This is a genomic window from Billgrantia hypersalina (assembly GCF_052584175.1).
This window is the reverse complement of sequence record NZ_JBMIQI010000020.1, coordinates 128,220-143,234: the sequence shown is the minus strand read 5'-3', so window position 1 is coordinate 143,234 and position 15,015 is coordinate 128,220. Positions and strand designations below refer to the sequence as shown.

16 protein-coding genes are annotated in these 15,015 nt (G+C 65.2%); 5 read left to right on the top strand and 11 right to left on the bottom strand.

The features are described 5' to 3' along the window. From ACOJCM_RS19440 to ACOJCM_RS19405, 8 genes are all read right to left on the bottom strand, one after another. The coding region (locus ACOJCM_RS19440; RefSeq protein ID WP_445213739.1) for a hypothetical protein at positions 1-500 on the bottom strand (500 nt) is incomplete at its 3' end. A gap of 521 nt (positions 501-1,021) precedes the next feature. Next, positions 1,022-1,402 carry a Rieske (2Fe-2S) protein gene (locus ACOJCM_RS19435; RefSeq protein WP_445213738.1) on the bottom strand — a complete coding sequence of 127 codons (381 nt, stop codon included), beginning with the start codon at positions 1,400-1,402 and terminating at the stop codon, positions 1,022-1,024. 69 nt (positions 1,403-1,471) lie between these two features. Beyond that, positions 1,472-2,116, bottom strand: a complete 645-nt coding sequence (gene maiA, locus ACOJCM_RS19430) for a maleylacetoacetate isomerase (RefSeq protein WP_445213737.1) — start codon at positions 2,114-2,116, stop codon at positions 1,472-1,474. 32 nt (positions 2,117-2,148) lie between these two features. Continuing rightward, positions 2,149-3,168, bottom strand: coding sequence for a fumarylacetoacetate hydrolase family protein (locus ACOJCM_RS19425; protein ID WP_445213736.1), 1,020 nt, complete (start codon positions 3,166-3,168; stop codon positions 2,149-2,151). A 36-nt stretch (positions 3,169-3,204) separates the two neighbouring features. After that, positions 3,205-4,515 (bottom strand): homogentisate 1,2-dioxygenase, encoded by a 1,311-nt coding sequence (gene hmgA, locus ACOJCM_RS19420; RefSeq protein WP_445213735.1) that lies wholly within the window; start codon positions 4,513-4,515, stop codon positions 3,205-3,207. Positions 4,516-4,531: 16 nt separating this feature from the next. Then, a complete protein-coding gene (locus ACOJCM_RS19415; RefSeq protein WP_445213734.1) occupies positions 4,532-4,759 on the bottom strand; it encodes a DUF2783 domain-containing protein in 228 nt (75 codons plus the stop codon). Next, positions 4,746-6,458, bottom strand: coding sequence for an FAD-dependent oxidoreductase (locus ACOJCM_RS19410; protein ID WP_445213733.1), 1,713 nt, complete (start codon positions 6,456-6,458; stop codon positions 4,746-4,748). The genes ACOJCM_RS19415 and ACOJCM_RS19410 overlap by 14 nt, the downstream gene beginning before the upstream one ends. Before the next feature lie 95 nt (positions 6,459-6,553). Beyond that, positions 6,554-7,522 carry an MBL fold metallo-hydrolase gene (locus tag ACOJCM_RS19405; RefSeq protein ID WP_445213732.1) on the bottom strand — a complete coding sequence of 323 codons (969 nt, stop codon included), beginning with the start codon at positions 7,520-7,522 and terminating at the stop codon, positions 6,554-6,556. A gap of 369 nt (positions 7,523-7,891) precedes the next feature. Here ACOJCM_RS19405 and ACOJCM_RS19400 point away from each other — a divergent pair, with 369 nt between their 5' ends. From ACOJCM_RS19400 to ACOJCM_RS19385, 4 genes are read left to right on the top strand one after another with little or no spacing between them, the layout of a single operon-like run. Continuing rightward, on the top strand, positions 7,892-8,947 hold the full coding sequence (locus tag ACOJCM_RS19400; RefSeq protein WP_445213731.1) for a TRAP transporter substrate-binding protein: 1,056 nt from the start codon (positions 7,892-7,894) through the stop codon (positions 8,945-8,947). 27 nt (positions 8,948-8,974) lie between these two features. Then, complete coding sequence (locus ACOJCM_RS19395) at positions 8,975-9,526, top strand: TRAP transporter small permease (RefSeq protein WP_445213730.1); 552 nt, start codon at positions 8,975-8,977, stop codon at positions 9,524-9,526. Further along, on the top strand, positions 9,523-10,818 hold the full coding sequence (locus ACOJCM_RS19390; protein ID WP_445213729.1) for a TRAP transporter large permease: 1,296 nt from the start codon (positions 9,523-9,525) through the stop codon (positions 10,816-10,818). The genes ACOJCM_RS19395 and ACOJCM_RS19390 overlap by 4 nt, the downstream gene beginning before the upstream one ends. Before the next feature lie 33 nt (positions 10,819-10,851). Then, positions 10,852-11,373 (top strand): MarR family winged helix-turn-helix transcriptional regulator, encoded by a 522-nt coding sequence (locus ACOJCM_RS19385; RefSeq protein ID WP_445213728.1) that lies wholly within the window; start codon positions 10,852-10,854, stop codon positions 11,371-11,373. Here ACOJCM_RS19385 and ACOJCM_RS19380 read toward each other — a convergent pair. The 3 genes from ACOJCM_RS19380 to ACOJCM_RS19370 form a co-directional block, all read right to left on the bottom strand. After that, entirely contained in the window at positions 11,370-11,879 is a 510-nt protein-coding gene (locus ACOJCM_RS19380; protein ID WP_445213727.1) for an Lcl C-terminal domain-containing protein, read from the bottom strand. The genes ACOJCM_RS19385 and ACOJCM_RS19380 overlap by 4 nt on opposite strands. After that, positions 11,876-12,721 carry an IclR family transcriptional regulator gene (locus ACOJCM_RS19375; RefSeq protein WP_445213726.1) on the bottom strand — a complete coding sequence of 282 codons (846 nt, stop codon included), beginning with the start codon at positions 12,719-12,721 and terminating at the stop codon, positions 11,876-11,878. The genes ACOJCM_RS19380 and ACOJCM_RS19375 overlap by 4 nt, the downstream gene beginning before the upstream one ends. A gap of 130 nt (positions 12,722-12,851) precedes the next feature. Beyond that, positions 12,852-13,643: an enoyl-CoA hydratase gene (locus ACOJCM_RS19370; protein WP_445213725.1), complete on the bottom strand. Its 792-nt coding sequence runs from the start codon at positions 13,641-13,643 to the stop codon at positions 12,852-12,854. A gap of 123 nt (positions 13,644-13,766) precedes the next feature. Between ACOJCM_RS19370 and ACOJCM_RS19365 the strand changes: the two genes are divergently transcribed. Next, a complete protein-coding gene (locus ACOJCM_RS19365) occupies positions 13,767-15,014 on the top strand; it encodes an amino acid deaminase (protein ID WP_445213724.1) in 1,248 nt (415 codons plus the stop codon). Position 15,015: the final 1 nt, after the last annotated feature.

The following is a 15,015-nucleotide window of genomic DNA, read 5'->3' as shown; positions in this document are numbered from 1 at the left end:
CCCTGGTTGAACTGGCCCTGGTTGCGGTCGTCCCAGCGATCGTCCTGGCGACCCTGGTTGAACTGGCCCTGGTTGCGGTCGTCCCAGCGATCGTCCTGACGGCCTTGGTTGAACTGGCCCTGGTTGCGATCGTCCTGGCGACCCTGGTTGAACTGGCCCTGGTTGCGGTCGTCCCAGCGATCGTCCTGGCGACCCTGGTTGAACTGGCCCTGGTTGCGGTCGTCCCAGCGATCGTCCTGACGGCCTTGGTTGAACTGGCCCTGGTTGCGATCGTCCTGGCGACCCTGGTTGAACTGGCCCTGGTTGCGGTCGTCCCAGCGATCGTCCTGGCGACCCTGGTTGAACTGGCCCTGGTTGCGATCGTCCCAGCGATCGTCCTGATAGTCCTGGCCCTGCTGGTTATAGCGGTCACGATCCTGACCGCGCCAATCATCCTGGCCCTGCTGTTGGTAACGTTGGGTTTCATTCCACTGGCTGCCTTGACCCGATTGTTGGGCCATGAGGGATCCTGATGTTGCCAGCGCAGCCGAGATAACAGTTGTAATTAGCAGCTTTTTAAACATCTCTAACTCCTTTAGATGTTGTTTATTAAGCTCGATCTTGGGTATGCAGAGTTCAGCATGGTGTCGAACTCGATACACAACAGTTAAGCTAGCTGCCATCTATGTAAGGATTAAATTCCGCAAAGTATTTTTTTGTTTTAATTTATTTATTAAGGTTGGGGTTTTACGTAAGAACTTGTGTTGCGGGATTTTGCCTGGCCATGCCAACAAAAGTTTCTGCTTATGTAGGCATGTGTATTTAATTTCATTTTCTGCGCCATCTGCTGCTGTAAAGCCAGTGAATGAACGGGGATTTGACCACTCACGAGTGGTTCGCAAGCGGCAAGGTTGACTCACAATGGGTATCCAGGCGCGCCAAAACGATCCCAGCCCGTCCCACCGTGGTGGGGCGAGCGTCTATGAAATGGAATCGCAGGCGTTATCGGCGCGGCGGCAAGAAGAAGGGTGGTGTCGATGCGTTACACGGGGCCTGCGATCACCAGCCAGCCTTCCCGGTCGAGGCTTACCGGTACGGGATCCAGGGCGCACCCTTCGCCAAAGCCGCCAACCCCTTGCCCGGTGCGGGCCGAGAAGCTGGCATCGTGATTGGTGCAGCGCAGAAGCTCGCCGTCCTCGCTGAGGATGCGTTTGCCGCGCTGGTCCAGCGGCAGGTACTGGTGCGGGCAGGCGTTAACATAAGCCCGCCACTCATCCTCCAGCCTGACCAGCAGGAGCGGGAAGGCGCCTTTCTCACTCTGCACCGTCACGCCAATGGCGCTATCGGTGGGCACGTCCTCCTGCCTGACGACCCGGGTGCCCGGGGCAGGCGCGCTGCGGTAGTTCTGCCAGGCCTGGCTCATGGTGACCTCTTCTCTCGACGGGATCATTCGCCTGTCAGACACCGTGCCTGACAGGCATGCTATCGATATTCAACCGGCGTCGGGCTGCTCCCCCGGGGCGGCCCTGGCGAAAGCCTCCAGGCGGCGGCAGCGCTCGGCGATGCGCCGGATCGTCGGATACCCTGTGAGGTCGCACTCGAAGCGCTCGGCGTTGAACACCTGCGGCACCAGGCAAACATCCGCCAGGCTCGGTCTGTCGCCGTGACAGAATTCGCCGGTGGCGGGCTCGGTGGCCAGCCGGGCTTCCAGGGCGGTGAAGCCTTCGGCAATCCAATGGCGATACCAGGCCAGTTTGGCCTCGTCGTCCAGCTTCAGCTCGTGGACCAGATACTTGAGTACCTTGAGGTTGTTGAGCGGGTGAATCTCGCAGGCGACAAGCTGGGCCAGCGAGCGAACCCGAGCGCGTTCCTCGGCGTCGGCCGGCAGCAGCGGCGGCTCGGGGTGACGCTCCTCGAGGTACTCACAGATCGCCAGCGACTGGGTCAGCTGAGCGCCGTCATCGGTCTCGAGTACCGGTACCAACCCTTGGGGGTTTCGGGTGCGAAAATCGTCGCGCTTCTGGTCGCCCTTGACCAGGTTCACCAGGGCCTGGTCATAGGCCAGACCCTTGAGGTTGAGTGCGATGCGCACCCGGTAGGCCGCCGATGAGCGGTAATAGCCGTATAGCGTGGTCATTGGTCGTCTCCCTGGCGCTCACTTGGGCTGGCTTACTTTGGCTGGTAGGGCACCACCTGCTGATCGATGGCACCGAAAATGCTCTTGCCCTCGCGGTCGAACATCTCGATGCGCACCCGGTCGCCGAAGCGCATGAATGGCGTCTTGATCTCGTCGTGCAGAATCTTTTCCACCATGCGCACCTCGGCCAGGCAGCTATAGCCCACGCCACCGTCGGCAATCGGCTTTCCGGGGCCGCCGTCGGGATCGGGGTTGGAGACGGTGCCCGATCCGACGATGGCGCCAGCACCCAGATAGCGGGTGCGGGCCGCATGGGCGACCAGCTCGGGGAAGCTGAAGATCATGTCGGGGCCGGCTTCCGGTTCGCCGAATTTTTCGCCGTTGAGATGCACTGTCAGCGGCAGGTGGACCTTCCCCTCCTGCCAGGCGTCGCCCAGCTCGTCGGGGGTGACGCAGATCGGCGAGAAGGCGGAGGCCGGCTTGGCCTGGAAGAAGCCGAAGCCCTTGGCCAGCTCGCCGGGGATCAGCCCGCGCAGGCTGACGTCGTTGACCAGCATGATCAGCTTGATGTGGCCGGCGGCCTGCTCGGGCGTCACCGCCATCGGGACGTCGTCGGTGATCACGGCGATCTCGCCCTCGAAGTCGATGCCGTGCTCTTCGCTGACCGCCTCGATGTCCTCGGTGGGAGCGAGGAAATGATCGCCACCGCCCTGGTACATCAGCGGGTCGTTCCAGAAGCTCTCGGGCAGTTCGGCGCCGCGGGCCTGGCGTACTAGCTTGACATGATTGAGGTAGGCGGAGCCGTCAGCCCAGTGGTAGCTACGCGGCAGCGGCGAGTGCAGCTTGCTCTGGTCGAGGTCGAATGCCCCCGCGGCACTGCCGTCGTTGAGCTCGGCATAGCGCGCTTCCAGCCTGGGGCTTGCGGCGTCCCAGTTCTCGATCGCCTGCTGCAGGGTGGCCGCGATGTCGCTGGCGGAGACGGCGCGGCTCAGGTCGCGGGAGACCACCAGCAGTTCGCCGTCGCGGCCGTTCTTGAGGGTAGCGAGTTTCATCGTCGTTGAATCCTTTTCGTCAGGGCGGTTTTTGGCTCAAGGCTGCTTCGGATCGAAATGCGAGCGCAGGGTCGACCACACGTCCACATAGTCGCGTTGGCGAATGTCTGCGTTCAGCGCCGCCTCAGTGGGATGGTAGACGTAGCGGCTCTCGAACATGAAGGCCAGCGTGGCATCCAGGCGCTGCGGCTTGAGCTCGGCATTCGAGGCCTTCTCGAAAGTATCGGCGTCCGGACCGTGGGGTGACATGCAGTTGTGCAGGCTGGCGCCGCCGGGGAGGAAGCCCTCGGCCTTGGCATCGTACTCGCCGTGAATCAGCCCCATGAATTCGCTCATCAGGTTGCGATGGAAGTAGGGCGGACGGAAGGTGTTCTCGGCCACCATCCAGCGTGGCGGGAAGATCACGAAATCGATGTTGGCCATTCCCGGCGTGTCGGAGGCCGACGTCAGCACGGTGAAGATCGACGGGTCGGGGTGGTCGAAACTCACCGTATTGATGGTGTTGAAGCGCGCCAGGTCGTACTTGTAGGGCGCGTAATTGCCGTGCCAGGCCACTACGTCGAGGGGCGAGTGACCGAGCCGGGTCGCCCAGAAGCGGCCGGAGAACTTGGCCACCAGTTCGAAGTTGCCCACCACGTCCTCATAGGCGGCCACCGGGCTCTCGAAGTCACGCGGGTTGGCCAGGCCGTTGGCGCCGATGGGACCGAGACCGGGAAGCTCGAGCGGGCTACCGTAGTTTTCGCAGATATAGCCGCGGGCGGCGTCACTGCCTTGTGCCAGGCGTACCTGGAACTTCATGCCGCGCGGGATCACGGCGATCTCGCCGCCCTTGACCTCGAGCTCGCCGAGCTCGGTGCGCAGGCGCAGGCTCCCCTGCTGCGGCACGATCAGCAGCTCGCCGTCGGCGTTATAGAAGAAGCGCTCGGTCATGTCCCGGTTGAAGGCGTAGACATGCACGCCGCAGCCGGCTTGGGTACCGGCGTCGCCGTTCACCGCGATGGTCAGAAGGCCGTCGACGAAGTCGGTGGGCTCGGCCGGAATCGGCAGCGGATCCCAGCGCATCTGGTTGGGGTCGGCGGCCGGTTTGGCCAACGGCGACGTGGCCACGCGGCGGTTCTCCAGTGGCTGGTATTCGCTCTGCACCACCGAGGGACGGATGCGGTAGAGCCAGCTGCGCAGGTTCTCGTGGCGCGGCGCGGTGAAGGCCGAACCGGTGAGCTGCTCGGCATAGAGGCCGTAGGCGCAGCGCTGGGGCGAGTTCTGCCCTATCGGCAGGGCGCCGGGCAACGCCTCGGTGGCGAAGTGGTTACGAAATCCGCTCTGGTACTCGAGTGTCTCGTTCGTCATGGGTCGATCCCTCTTGTCACTTGCCTGTTTGCCTGTCGGGGGATGCCGCACCGGGGGCCTGGCCGGCGATGGCCAGGGCCTCTTCCAGTACCTGCTGGTCGCCGACATGATTGGCCAGCAGCAGGATCAGTCGGGCGTTGATGCGTTCGCTCTCGGCTTCACTGCGCTCGCGATGCAGCTCGGTCAGCGCAGCGTAGAAGGCGTCCGGGTCGGTGAAGTTGGGGTTCAGTTCAAGCCGTGGCATGTCGCACCTCCTCGGCAGCAAGAGGGCGGCCCAGGGCGCGATCCAGCGCCTCTTCGACGGCGCCGGTCGTTACCTCGCGCCAGCGGGCGGTGACGTGCTGGTCGGGGCGGATCAGGTAGCCGGTTCCGCCGGTCAGGCCGTAGCGTTCGCCGACCAGCGCCTCGGCATCCTCCACCAGCGTGGCGCGCGGCAGCTCGGTCAGGGCATGGGGCGCGGGGCCGACGATCAATAGCCCGAGATCATCACGGCGCGCGAGCAGCGGTTCGAGCTCGGCCTGGAGCGCCTCGGCCCGGGCGGTGTCGATGCGGCCGTCGAGCAGCAGCACGAAGCGATTGCCCAGCTGGTTGAGCAGCCAGGCCGGCTGGCCCGCCAGGCGCACCGGGGCATCCTTGGCCGGGCTGCCGGGGCGCAGTTCGAGCGGCAGGCCCTCGCTTTCGTGGCCGTTGAGCGGTGAGCCGTCGTAGCGGCACGGCATCGACAGCCGGCCGCTGTTGACCAGATGCCGGGCGAAGGGGTAGTGCTCGGCCAGCTCCAGGGTGGTGTCGCGGAACAACCGGCTGACGCGGCTCTTGGGCGTGATGAAATCGGTGGCCCGGGTCGAATTGAGAATGTTCTCGGCCGCGCCGTGCTGGCGCTCGTCGTTGTAGGTGGCAAGCAGTGCCTCGGGGGCCTTTCCCCTGAGCACGCGTGCCAGCTTCCACGCCAGGTTCTCGGTGCTCTGCAGCGCGCCGTTGGCGCCGCGGGCGCCGAAGGGCGAGACCTGATGGGCGGCGTCGCCCATGAAGAATACCCGGTGGTGGATGTAGTCATCCATCTTGCGGCAGCGGAAGGTATAGACGCTGGCCCACTCCAGCTCGAACTCAACGTCTTCGCCCAGCATCGCCTGCACCCGGGGGCGGATGTTCTCCTCCTTCTTCTCCTCCTCCGGGTCGGCATCCCAGCCCAGCTGGAAGTCGATGCGCCAGACGTTGTCCGGCTGGCGGTGCAGCAGCACCGACTGGTTGGGGTGGAAGGGCGGGTCGAACCAGAACCAGCGCTCGGTGGGAAAATCCGCCTTCATGATCACGTCGGCGATCAGGAAATGATCCTGGAAGACCTGGCCCTTGCTCTCCAGGCCCAGCATGTCGCGGATCTTGCTGTTGGCCCCGTCGGCCACCAGCAGGTAGTCGCAGGTGAGGCGGTAATCTCCATCCTCGGTGGCGACCCGAACGTCGGTGTGCCCGGGGCGGCTGTCGACGTCGATCACCTTGTGCTTCCAGCGCAGGTCGATGCGCTCGGCGAGCTCGTCGGCGCGAGCGACCAGATACTCCTCGAAGTAGTACTGCTGCAGGTTGATGAAGGCCGGCATGCGGTGGCCCTCCTCCGGCAGCAGGTCGAAGTTGTAGACCTCGCGCTCCTGAAAGAATACGCGGCCGCGCTGCCAGGTCACGCCCTTGTCGACCATCGGCTGGGCGCAACCCAGGCGATCGAGAATCTCCAGGGTGCGCTTGGCGAAGCAGATCGCCCGCGAGCCGACGCTGACAGTATTGTTGTCGTCGAGCACGGCACTCTCGACGCCCTGCAGGGCCAGGTCGATGGCCATGGCCAGGCCGGTGGGGCCGGCACCGACAATCACCACGGGGCAGTGGCGAACGTCCTCACGGTCGAGCTCGGGCGGGCGTCGATACGGGTAGACGGGATTGTTGTAAGTGGTTGGCATGCTTCCTCCGGCCGCGACAGGTCGCACCCTCGATGCGACCTGCCGTCGGTGCCGCTCGCCGGGCCGTGGCCTGGGCGAGGCGAGTGGTTGACGACTTACTGGTTCTCGACGGCTTCCTGCAGTGAGTGCCACATTTCGGTGTCGCGCTCGGCGGTCCAGATCCGGGGGTCGGGGTACTCGCCGCCGGCCTCGTCATAGCAGCGTGTGATGTCGAACGGCAGGCAGTGGTCGAAGATCACCCAGTGGCCGTACTTGGGCTTCAGCTTGGCGTAGGTTTCGGAGTAGCACTCGGAGAGCGACTTGCCGGCAGCCTTGCCCGCCTTGACGCTCTCGTACATGTCGGCGAGGAAGTCGCGGGTGCCCTGGATGGCTTCCTGGCACTGCTCGGGAGACTGCAGCGCCTCGCCGCGACCCGGCACCAGCTTCTGCGGGTTCATGGCCTGCAGGCGGTCTAGCGTGGCGGGCCAGTCCTCGTGGTAGGCGTCGCCGGTATAGGGGGTGGCGCCGTACTCGACCAGGTCGCCGGAGAACATCACCTTCTCCTCGGGCAGCCAGACGACGGTGTCGCCCTTGGTATGGCCGCGGCCGAGGTGGATGATGCGCACCTCGCGCTTGCCCATGTACACCGTCAGCTCCTGCTGGAACACGATGTTGGGCCAGGTCAGGCCGGGCACAGAGTCGACGCCCTTGAACAGGCGCGGGAAGCGGCCGACCTCGGATTCGTAGTCCTGCTGGCCGCGCTCGACGATCAGGTCGTAGGTGTTCTGGCTGGCGTAGATGTTCTCGGCGTCATAGGCCGAGGCGCCGAGCACGCGCACGGCGTGGTAGTGGGTCATCACCACGTGCTTGATCGGCAGGTCGGTCACTTCGCGTATGCGGCGGATCACGTCCTGGGCCATGATCGGCGTGGCCTGGGTGTCGATCACCATCACGCTGTCGTCACCGATGACGACACCGGTGTTGGGATCACCCTCGGCAGTATAGGCATAGAGCCCTTCGGCCAACTTGGTGAAGCTGATTTGCTTTTCTTCGGTGTCGGCGTGGGAAGCGAACTTCTTGCTCATGGTTCCTCCAATGTCGTCGTCGGGGTGCGTCACGGTGGGCGACGTCATGGCCGGCTTCGGCCTTGTTCGATGTGCGGGATGAAGCGAGCATAGTTGTTGCTGAAACTATATGTCCAGCAAATCACGGACCAGCTTGACTGGCAAGCCCCGGACAAGTGGCAGAAATTTGCTAGGGATCATGCTTTTAGCGCGATTTTGCGACGTAAGTCTAATGCCGGCTGGGCTCAAATTAGTTGCAGGGGAGAGTAACTGGCGGCATGGTGAAGGCGTCGTAAACGCCTTGACCGTTGTCCTCATCTCTCGACGAGAGGGCATCACGGCACATAACAAATTCGGCACGAAGCAACCCGTGACGACGAGGAGCTCACCATGAAAAAGACAAACCGCCTGATGCTGGGCGCCGCAGCGGCGTTCGGCCTTGGCCTCGGTGCCCCCGCGCTGGCGCAGGAAACGATCACCGTCAGCACCTGGGGTGGCCCCAATCACGGCATCAATACCCTCGTCTGGCCCACCTGGAAGGCGTGGATCGAAGAGGCGACCGAAGGGCGCGTCACCGTCGAGGTGGTGCACGACATGGGCCCGCCGGCGGCACAGATGGAGATCGTCGCCGACGGTATCGCCGATGCCAGCTGGATCTTCCACGGTCATATGTCGGGGCGCTTCGAGCTGACCCAGCTTCCGGAATTCCCCACCTTCGAGGCGTTCTCTTCCGAGGCGGCCTCGGCGGCCTACTGGCGTACCTACGAGGAGTACCTGGCCCAGGCGGAAGAGCATCGCGGCGTCGACGTCATGGCCATGGGCGTGCACGGCCCGGGCCAGATCTTCACTGCCGAGCAGGTCGACACCCTCGACCAACTGGCCGGCAAGCGCGTACGCGTCGGTGGCGGCGTGATGAGCGACCTGGCCAGTGCCATGGAGGTTTCGGGGGTGGCGCTGCCGCCGACTGGGGTCTACGAAGCCGCTTCCCAGGGCGTTATCGACGGCGCCATGCTGACCCTTGAGGGGCTGCGCAGCTTCCGCGTCGCCGAGGTGCTGCCGCATACGCTGACGGTAGATGGTGGCTTTTATCGCGGCAGTTTCGCCATCGTCATGAACCCGATGTTCTGGGATCAGATCTCTCCCGAGGATCGCGAGGCGATCGAGGCCGTATCGGGCGAGGACCTGTCGCGTCTGTTCGGTTACATGATGGATGCCATGGACGAGCGCGGCGTCGCCTTTGCCGAGGAGCAGGGCAATACCTTCACCGAGGCCTCCGAGGAGGACATCGCGCGCCTGCGCGAGGTGACCGATGAACTGATCGCCGAATGGCGCGACGCCGTGGAAGGCCGAGGCATCGATACCGAAGCCGCGCTGGCGCATTTCCGTGAGCAGCTCGACGTGGCTGCCGAGCAGGAGAGCATCGCCGAGCGGGTGGTGCAGCAGTAACTGGCCGCATTTCCTGGAGGCTTGACCATGCCGACCTCGTCCCCGTCGCTGTTGCGGGTCGGCCGTGTCATGCAGCTCACGCTGGAGGGGGTGGCGGGCACCACCCTCTTCGCCATGATGCTGCTGACCACGGCGGACGTGACCGGACGCTACTTTTTCAATTCCCCGATTCTCGGCACCGTCGAGCTGACCCGCTTGATGCTGGCGGCGCTGGTATTCCTGTCGCTGCCGGTGGTGTGCTGGCGCGAGGAGCACGTCAGCGTCGACCTGCTTGACACGGTATTTCCGCCGCGCCTGATCTGGGTTCGCCAGGTGCTGGTCAACGTGATCGTCACCGGTGCGCTGTGGGTGATGGCCCGGCGGGTCTGGGCGCTGGGGGAGCGCGCCATGCAGTGGGGGGACGTGACCGAGTTCCTGCGCATCCCCAACGGCTATCTCATCTACCTGATGGCCATCATGCTGGCCGCGTCGGCCGCACTGACGTTGCTGCGTGCGCTGTTCTACCTGCTCGAAGGGGTAGGAATCATCGAGCGCGGCGGCCCGCTCAGCCCGGAGAAAGGTCAGGGAGGTGACACGTGATAGAAGCGCTCTACGGGTTCGCCGCCCTGCTGCTGCTGGCGTTCTTGCGGGTGCCGCTGGCCTTTGCCATGGGCATCGTCGGCTTCGCCGGCTTCTACTACCTGACCGGCAACTGGAGCGCCGCCGAGTCCATGGCCGCGCGGCGGGTGATCGATACCGCCATGGACTATGGCCTGTCGGTGATCCCGCTGTTCATCCTGATGGGCAACCTGGTATCGCATGCAGGGCTGTCGGATGCGCTGTTCCGCGCTTCCAACGGCTTTCTCGGGCATCGCAAGGGCGGCCAGGCCATGGCCACCATCGTTGCCTGCGGCGGCTTCAGCGCCATCTGCGGCTCGAGCCTGGCCACCTGTGCCACCATGGGGCGGGTGGCCATGCCGCAGATGCGCAAGTACGGCTACAAGGACACCCTGGCTTCGGCCTCCATCGCCGCCGGCGGCACGCTGGGTATCCTGATCCCGCCCAGCGTGATGTTGGTGATCTACGGCATCCTCACCGAGACCAGCATTCGCGAACTGTTCGCCGCCGGCTTCATTCCCGGCATCCTCGGCATCGTGCTCTACCTCGGGTCGGTGAAGTGGGTGCTGTGGCGCGACCCCGACGCCGGCCCCGCCGGCGAGAAGGCGACCTGGCCCGAGCGTATCAAGGCGCTGAAGAGCGTGGGCGATACCTTGGCGTTATTCGTGCTGGTGATCGGCGGTATCTACCTTGGCGTATTCACCCCCACCGAGGCGGCGGGCATCGGTGCCATGGGGGCCTTCCTGATCGCTCTGTGGCGGCGTGCGCTGACGCCGCAAGTGTTGATGAACGTCCTGATGGATACCGTGCGCACCACCGCCATGCTGTTCGCCGTGGTGCTCACCGCATTGATCTTCGCCAACTTCATCAACCGGGCGGGATTGCCGGGCGACCTGCTGGCCTTCGTCAACGGGCTCGATATCGCGCCGTTCATGGTGATCCTGGTGATACTCGCCATCTACGTGCTGCTCGGCTGCGTGTTCGAAAGCATGTCGATGCTGCTGCTCACCGTGCCGGTGTTCTTCCCGGTGGTGGCGGGGCTGGGCTTCGACCTGGTGTGGTTCGGCATCCTGGTGGTGATCGTGATCGAAATCAGCCTGATCACCCCGCCGGTGGGCATGAACGTGTTCGTGCTGCGGGCGGTGCTGCCGGATGTCTCCACGGGAACGATATTCCGCGGCGTGACGCCGTTCTGGGTGGCCGGGATGGCACGCGCGTTGCTGGTGCTGGTGTTCCCGGGTATCGTGCTGTTCCTGCCGCAACTGCTCTATTGACCGCTGCCAGAGCCTAGGGTGAGGAGTCTTGAAATGAACACGGAAGAGGGCCGGGCCGGCCTTGCCAGGGAAGGCGACGAGGGCCTGGCCGAACCATCGACCAAGCCGGAGCTGGACCTCAACCAGTTCCTGCCTTACCGGCTCAACAGCCTGGCCGACCGCATCAGCCAGGCGTTGGCCGACCTCTATGAAGAGCGCTACCAGCTCAACATCGCCCAGTGGCGAGTGCTCGCCTGGCTCAGCCACTGCGACGAGTTGACGGCGAAGAAGGTCTGCGCCTACACCAACATGGACAAGGCCCGCGTCTCACGCGCGATCCAGGCGCTGGAAGAGCGTGGGCTGGTGAGCCGCACACCCTCGCCCACTGACCAACGCCTGCAGGATCTTCATCTCACCACCGCCGGTCAGGCGCTGCTGGCCAAACTGATTCCCGAAGCCCAGGCCTGGGAGGCGGAACTGGTGGCGACCCTCACCGCGGGCGAATACCGCGACTTGCTCAACGTCATGCGCAAGCTGGAACGTCAGCTGGAGCGGATCGGGCAGGAGAAGGGCTAGTTGCCTTCGCTAAGGCGACAGCCCGGAGAGGCATCGGCATCCATCACCGCGCGCAGGTGAAACTGCCCGGCCATGTTGCAGCGGGTGCGGCCCTGGCCGCCGAAATCGACGAAGCAGTCCTGCTGCGAGTGGCCGCCTGCGCTGACCTGGTTCCAGTACCAGCCCGAGGGCGTATCCGGAAAGGCCGTGCTGTCGATCGCCACGTTCCGGCTCTCGTCGGCCTGTAACAAGCTGCGCATTTCGAAGAAGCGTGGCAGCCGCCAGGGACACGCCGCCGTGGCCAGGGTGTCGAGGCGGGCTTCGGCGTCGTTCAGGGACAGACGTTCGGCCTCGCCGAGGCAGCGGCCCTCATGAAAGCGCTGGCCGAGGCTGCAGCGCATCCACACGAGCCCCTTGGCACTGTCTTCGACCAGCGTCTCTGCAGGAAAACTGAAACGCTCCCCGGCGTGGCCCGGGCCGAGCGTACCGAGGGTGAGGGCCAGGATGGCCAGGAGCGCTCGCTTCACGCTTCCGCCACCTGCTCCTGAGCGCTGGGGACGCGTCCGCCAAGGCGGGCGGTGATCTCGGCGGCGGTTTCCCGCACCAGTTCGCCCAGCTCCAGTAATCGCGCTTCAGGGATGCGTGCCACCGGGCCCGACACCGAAATCGCGGCCAGTGGCGTACCGTGCTGGTCGTGCAGGCACGCGGCTACGCAGTGCAGGCCGATGGCATGCTCCTCGCGGTCGCAGGCGAAACCCTGCCGGCGCACCTCGGCGAGGTTCGCGCGCAGCGCCTCGGGCGAATGCAGGGTGTTCTCGGTGACACGGGACAAGCCGCGCTCGGCCACGACCCGCTCGAACTCGTCGTCGGGCAGCCAGGCCATCAGCGCCTTGCCCACGCCCGAGGCGTGCAGCGGGGCGCGCGAGCCGAGGCGGGTGATCATGCGCATCATCTGCGACGATTCGCTCTGGGCCAGGAACACGGCGGTGGCGCCATCGCGGATCCCCAGGTTGGCGGTTTCGCCGGTCTGGGCGGTCAAGCGACGCAGGAAGGGCCGACTGGTCGCGACGAAGTCGCGTGCTTCGAGGAAACTGTTGCCAATGCGGAAGGTCTTGACGTCGATCTTCCACACGCCGAGTTCACCGTCCTGGGTGATAAAGCCTTGGCCCTGCAGGGCCTGCAATAGGCGGTGCGTGGTGGAGGGGGCGAGGTCGACCATCTCGGCCAGTTCGGACAGCGCCAGGCCCCCCGGCGTGGCCGCCAGCCGCTCGAGCAGGTTGAGTCCGCGTACCAGCGATTGACTGTGGCCGCTGGCGCTCTTGCCGGGGCCGGGCGGGCGCCCTGCCGTTCTGCGTTTGACTTCACTCACCTGCGTTATCCTTCCCTATTGATCTGCTGGCCTCCACGGAGGCCAGCCATAGGATACCCCCTAAGCGCTGGCTTGTCTCGATTGCGGAAATGGCTTCCACTCTTCTTGTGTTGCGTCTGTCGAGGTGCCGTCAACGATGTCGCCACTCGGGCTTGCGCTTGTCGATGAAGGCATCGATGCCCTCGGCCACATCCTCGGCCATCATGTTGCACGCCATGGTTTCGCCGGCCAGGGCATAGGCCTCGCGCAGCGGCATCTGCAGCTGGCGCTGGAACAGGGCCTTGCCGGTGCGCAGCGCCACACGGCTCTTGGCGCAGATGCTCGCCGTGAGCTCGCCGAGCGTCTCGTCCAGCGCCTCGTCGTCGGCCACGCGGTTCACCAGGCCCCACTCCAGCGCCTGGTCGGCGTCGATGAACTCGCCGGTAAAGAGCATCTCCATGGCGCGCTTGCGGCCGATGTTGCGGGAAAGCGCCACCGCCGGGGTCGAGCAGAACAGCCCCACGTTGATGCCCGAAACCGCGAAGCGGGCCGAGCGGGCCGCCACCGCCAGGTCGCAGCTGGCCACCAGCTGGCAGCCGGCAGCGGTGGCCAGGCCTTGCACGCGAGCGATCACCGGTACCGGCAGGTCGACGATGCGCTGCATCATCTCGCCGCACTGGGCGAACAGCGCCTGGTAGTAGGCCTTGTCGGGGGTGGCGCGCATCTCCTTGAGGTCGTGCCCGGCACAGAAGGCACGCCCCTCGGCGGCGATCACCACGCAGCGCACCGACTCATCATTGGCCAGGCGGGTAAGCTCGCCGCCGAGTGCCTTGAGCAGGTCGCCCGATAGGGCATTGAACTGGCGTGGGCGGTTCAGCGTAAGGGTGGCAACCCCTTCCCGGTCGCGACGTATCACCGGGCGCTCGTCGACGGTTGTAGTCATTGTCGTATCCTGTAGAAACGTGCCCGCCACCAGCCTAGCCTGTCGCGCACGCTTTTCATCACCCCTGCGACCAAAGACGGTATCGCCGTGGCCCGTCACCGCGACCTCCAGTGAGAGCGAAGCATGAACGACGACCTTTCTTCCCCACCCGTAACCGAGGCCTTGCATAAAGGCATACCGCAGACCGGCAGGCGGCTGCTGGCCGACGTCAGCCTGCCCGCCGCCGTGGTGCATGAGCCGGCGCTGGCCCACAACCTGGCCTGGATGCAGCGCTTCTGCGACGACCACGGGGCACGTCTCGCGCCCCATGGCAAGACCACCCTGTGCCCGTCGCTGTTCCACCGTCAGCTCGCCGCCGGCGCCTGGGGGATCACGCTGGCTACCGCCCCGCAGTGCCGCGCCGCCTTCGCCCATGGCATCCATCGCCTGTTGATGGCCAACCAGCTCGTCGGCGAGGCCAACATGGCGATCGTCGCCGGGCTGATCGAGGCAGGGGCCGATTTCTACTGTATGGTCGACAGTGCCGGGAACGTCGACCAGCTGGCCCGTTACTTCAAGTCCTGTGGCCTGCGACTCAAGGTACTGATCGAGCTGGGTGTGCCCGGCGGGCGCTGCGGCTGTCGCGACACCGACGAAGTCATGGCGCTGGCCGAGCGCATCGACAGCGAGCAGGCGCTGGTACTGTCGGGGCTGGCAGGCTACGAGGGCGTGGTGCCTGGCGACGATCCTGAGCGCGCCGTACGCGGCTACGCCTGGCAACTGGTCGAGGCGGCACAGGCGCTCGAGCGCGACGCCTTGATCGAGAGTCCCGAGCCGCTGATCACGGCTTCCGGCTCGGCGTGGTACGACCTGGTCGCGGGAGTATTCAGGGAGGCGCGCCTGGGGCCGCAGTTCAGGCCCGTGCTGCGGCCCGGCTGCTACGTGGTGCATGATCATGGCATCTATCGTCAGGCCCAGCGCGGGGTCCTCGAGCGCAGGCCCGACCTCGAACGCGGGCTGAAGCCGGCCCTCGAGGTCTTTGCCCAGGTGATCTCGCTGCCCGAACCCGCGCTTGCCATCGTCGGCATGGGCAAGCGCGACATCGGACACGACCAACTGCCTGAGCCGCTGCGTCGCTATCGGGAAGGCGACGACAAGGCGCGTGTCCTGTCGGTCGAAGGCTGGCAGGTGACCAAGCTGATGGATCAGCACGCCTTTCTCCGCCTGCCCGAGCAGGAGGAGGAACCCGGTACCCGCCATGGACGAGTCAAGGTAGGGGATATCGTCGCCTTCGGTACCTCCCACCCCTGCCTGACCTTCGACAAGTGGCGGCGTATCTGCCGCGTCGACGAGCGGCTCGATGTTGTCGAGGTGATGCAGACCTTCTTCTAGG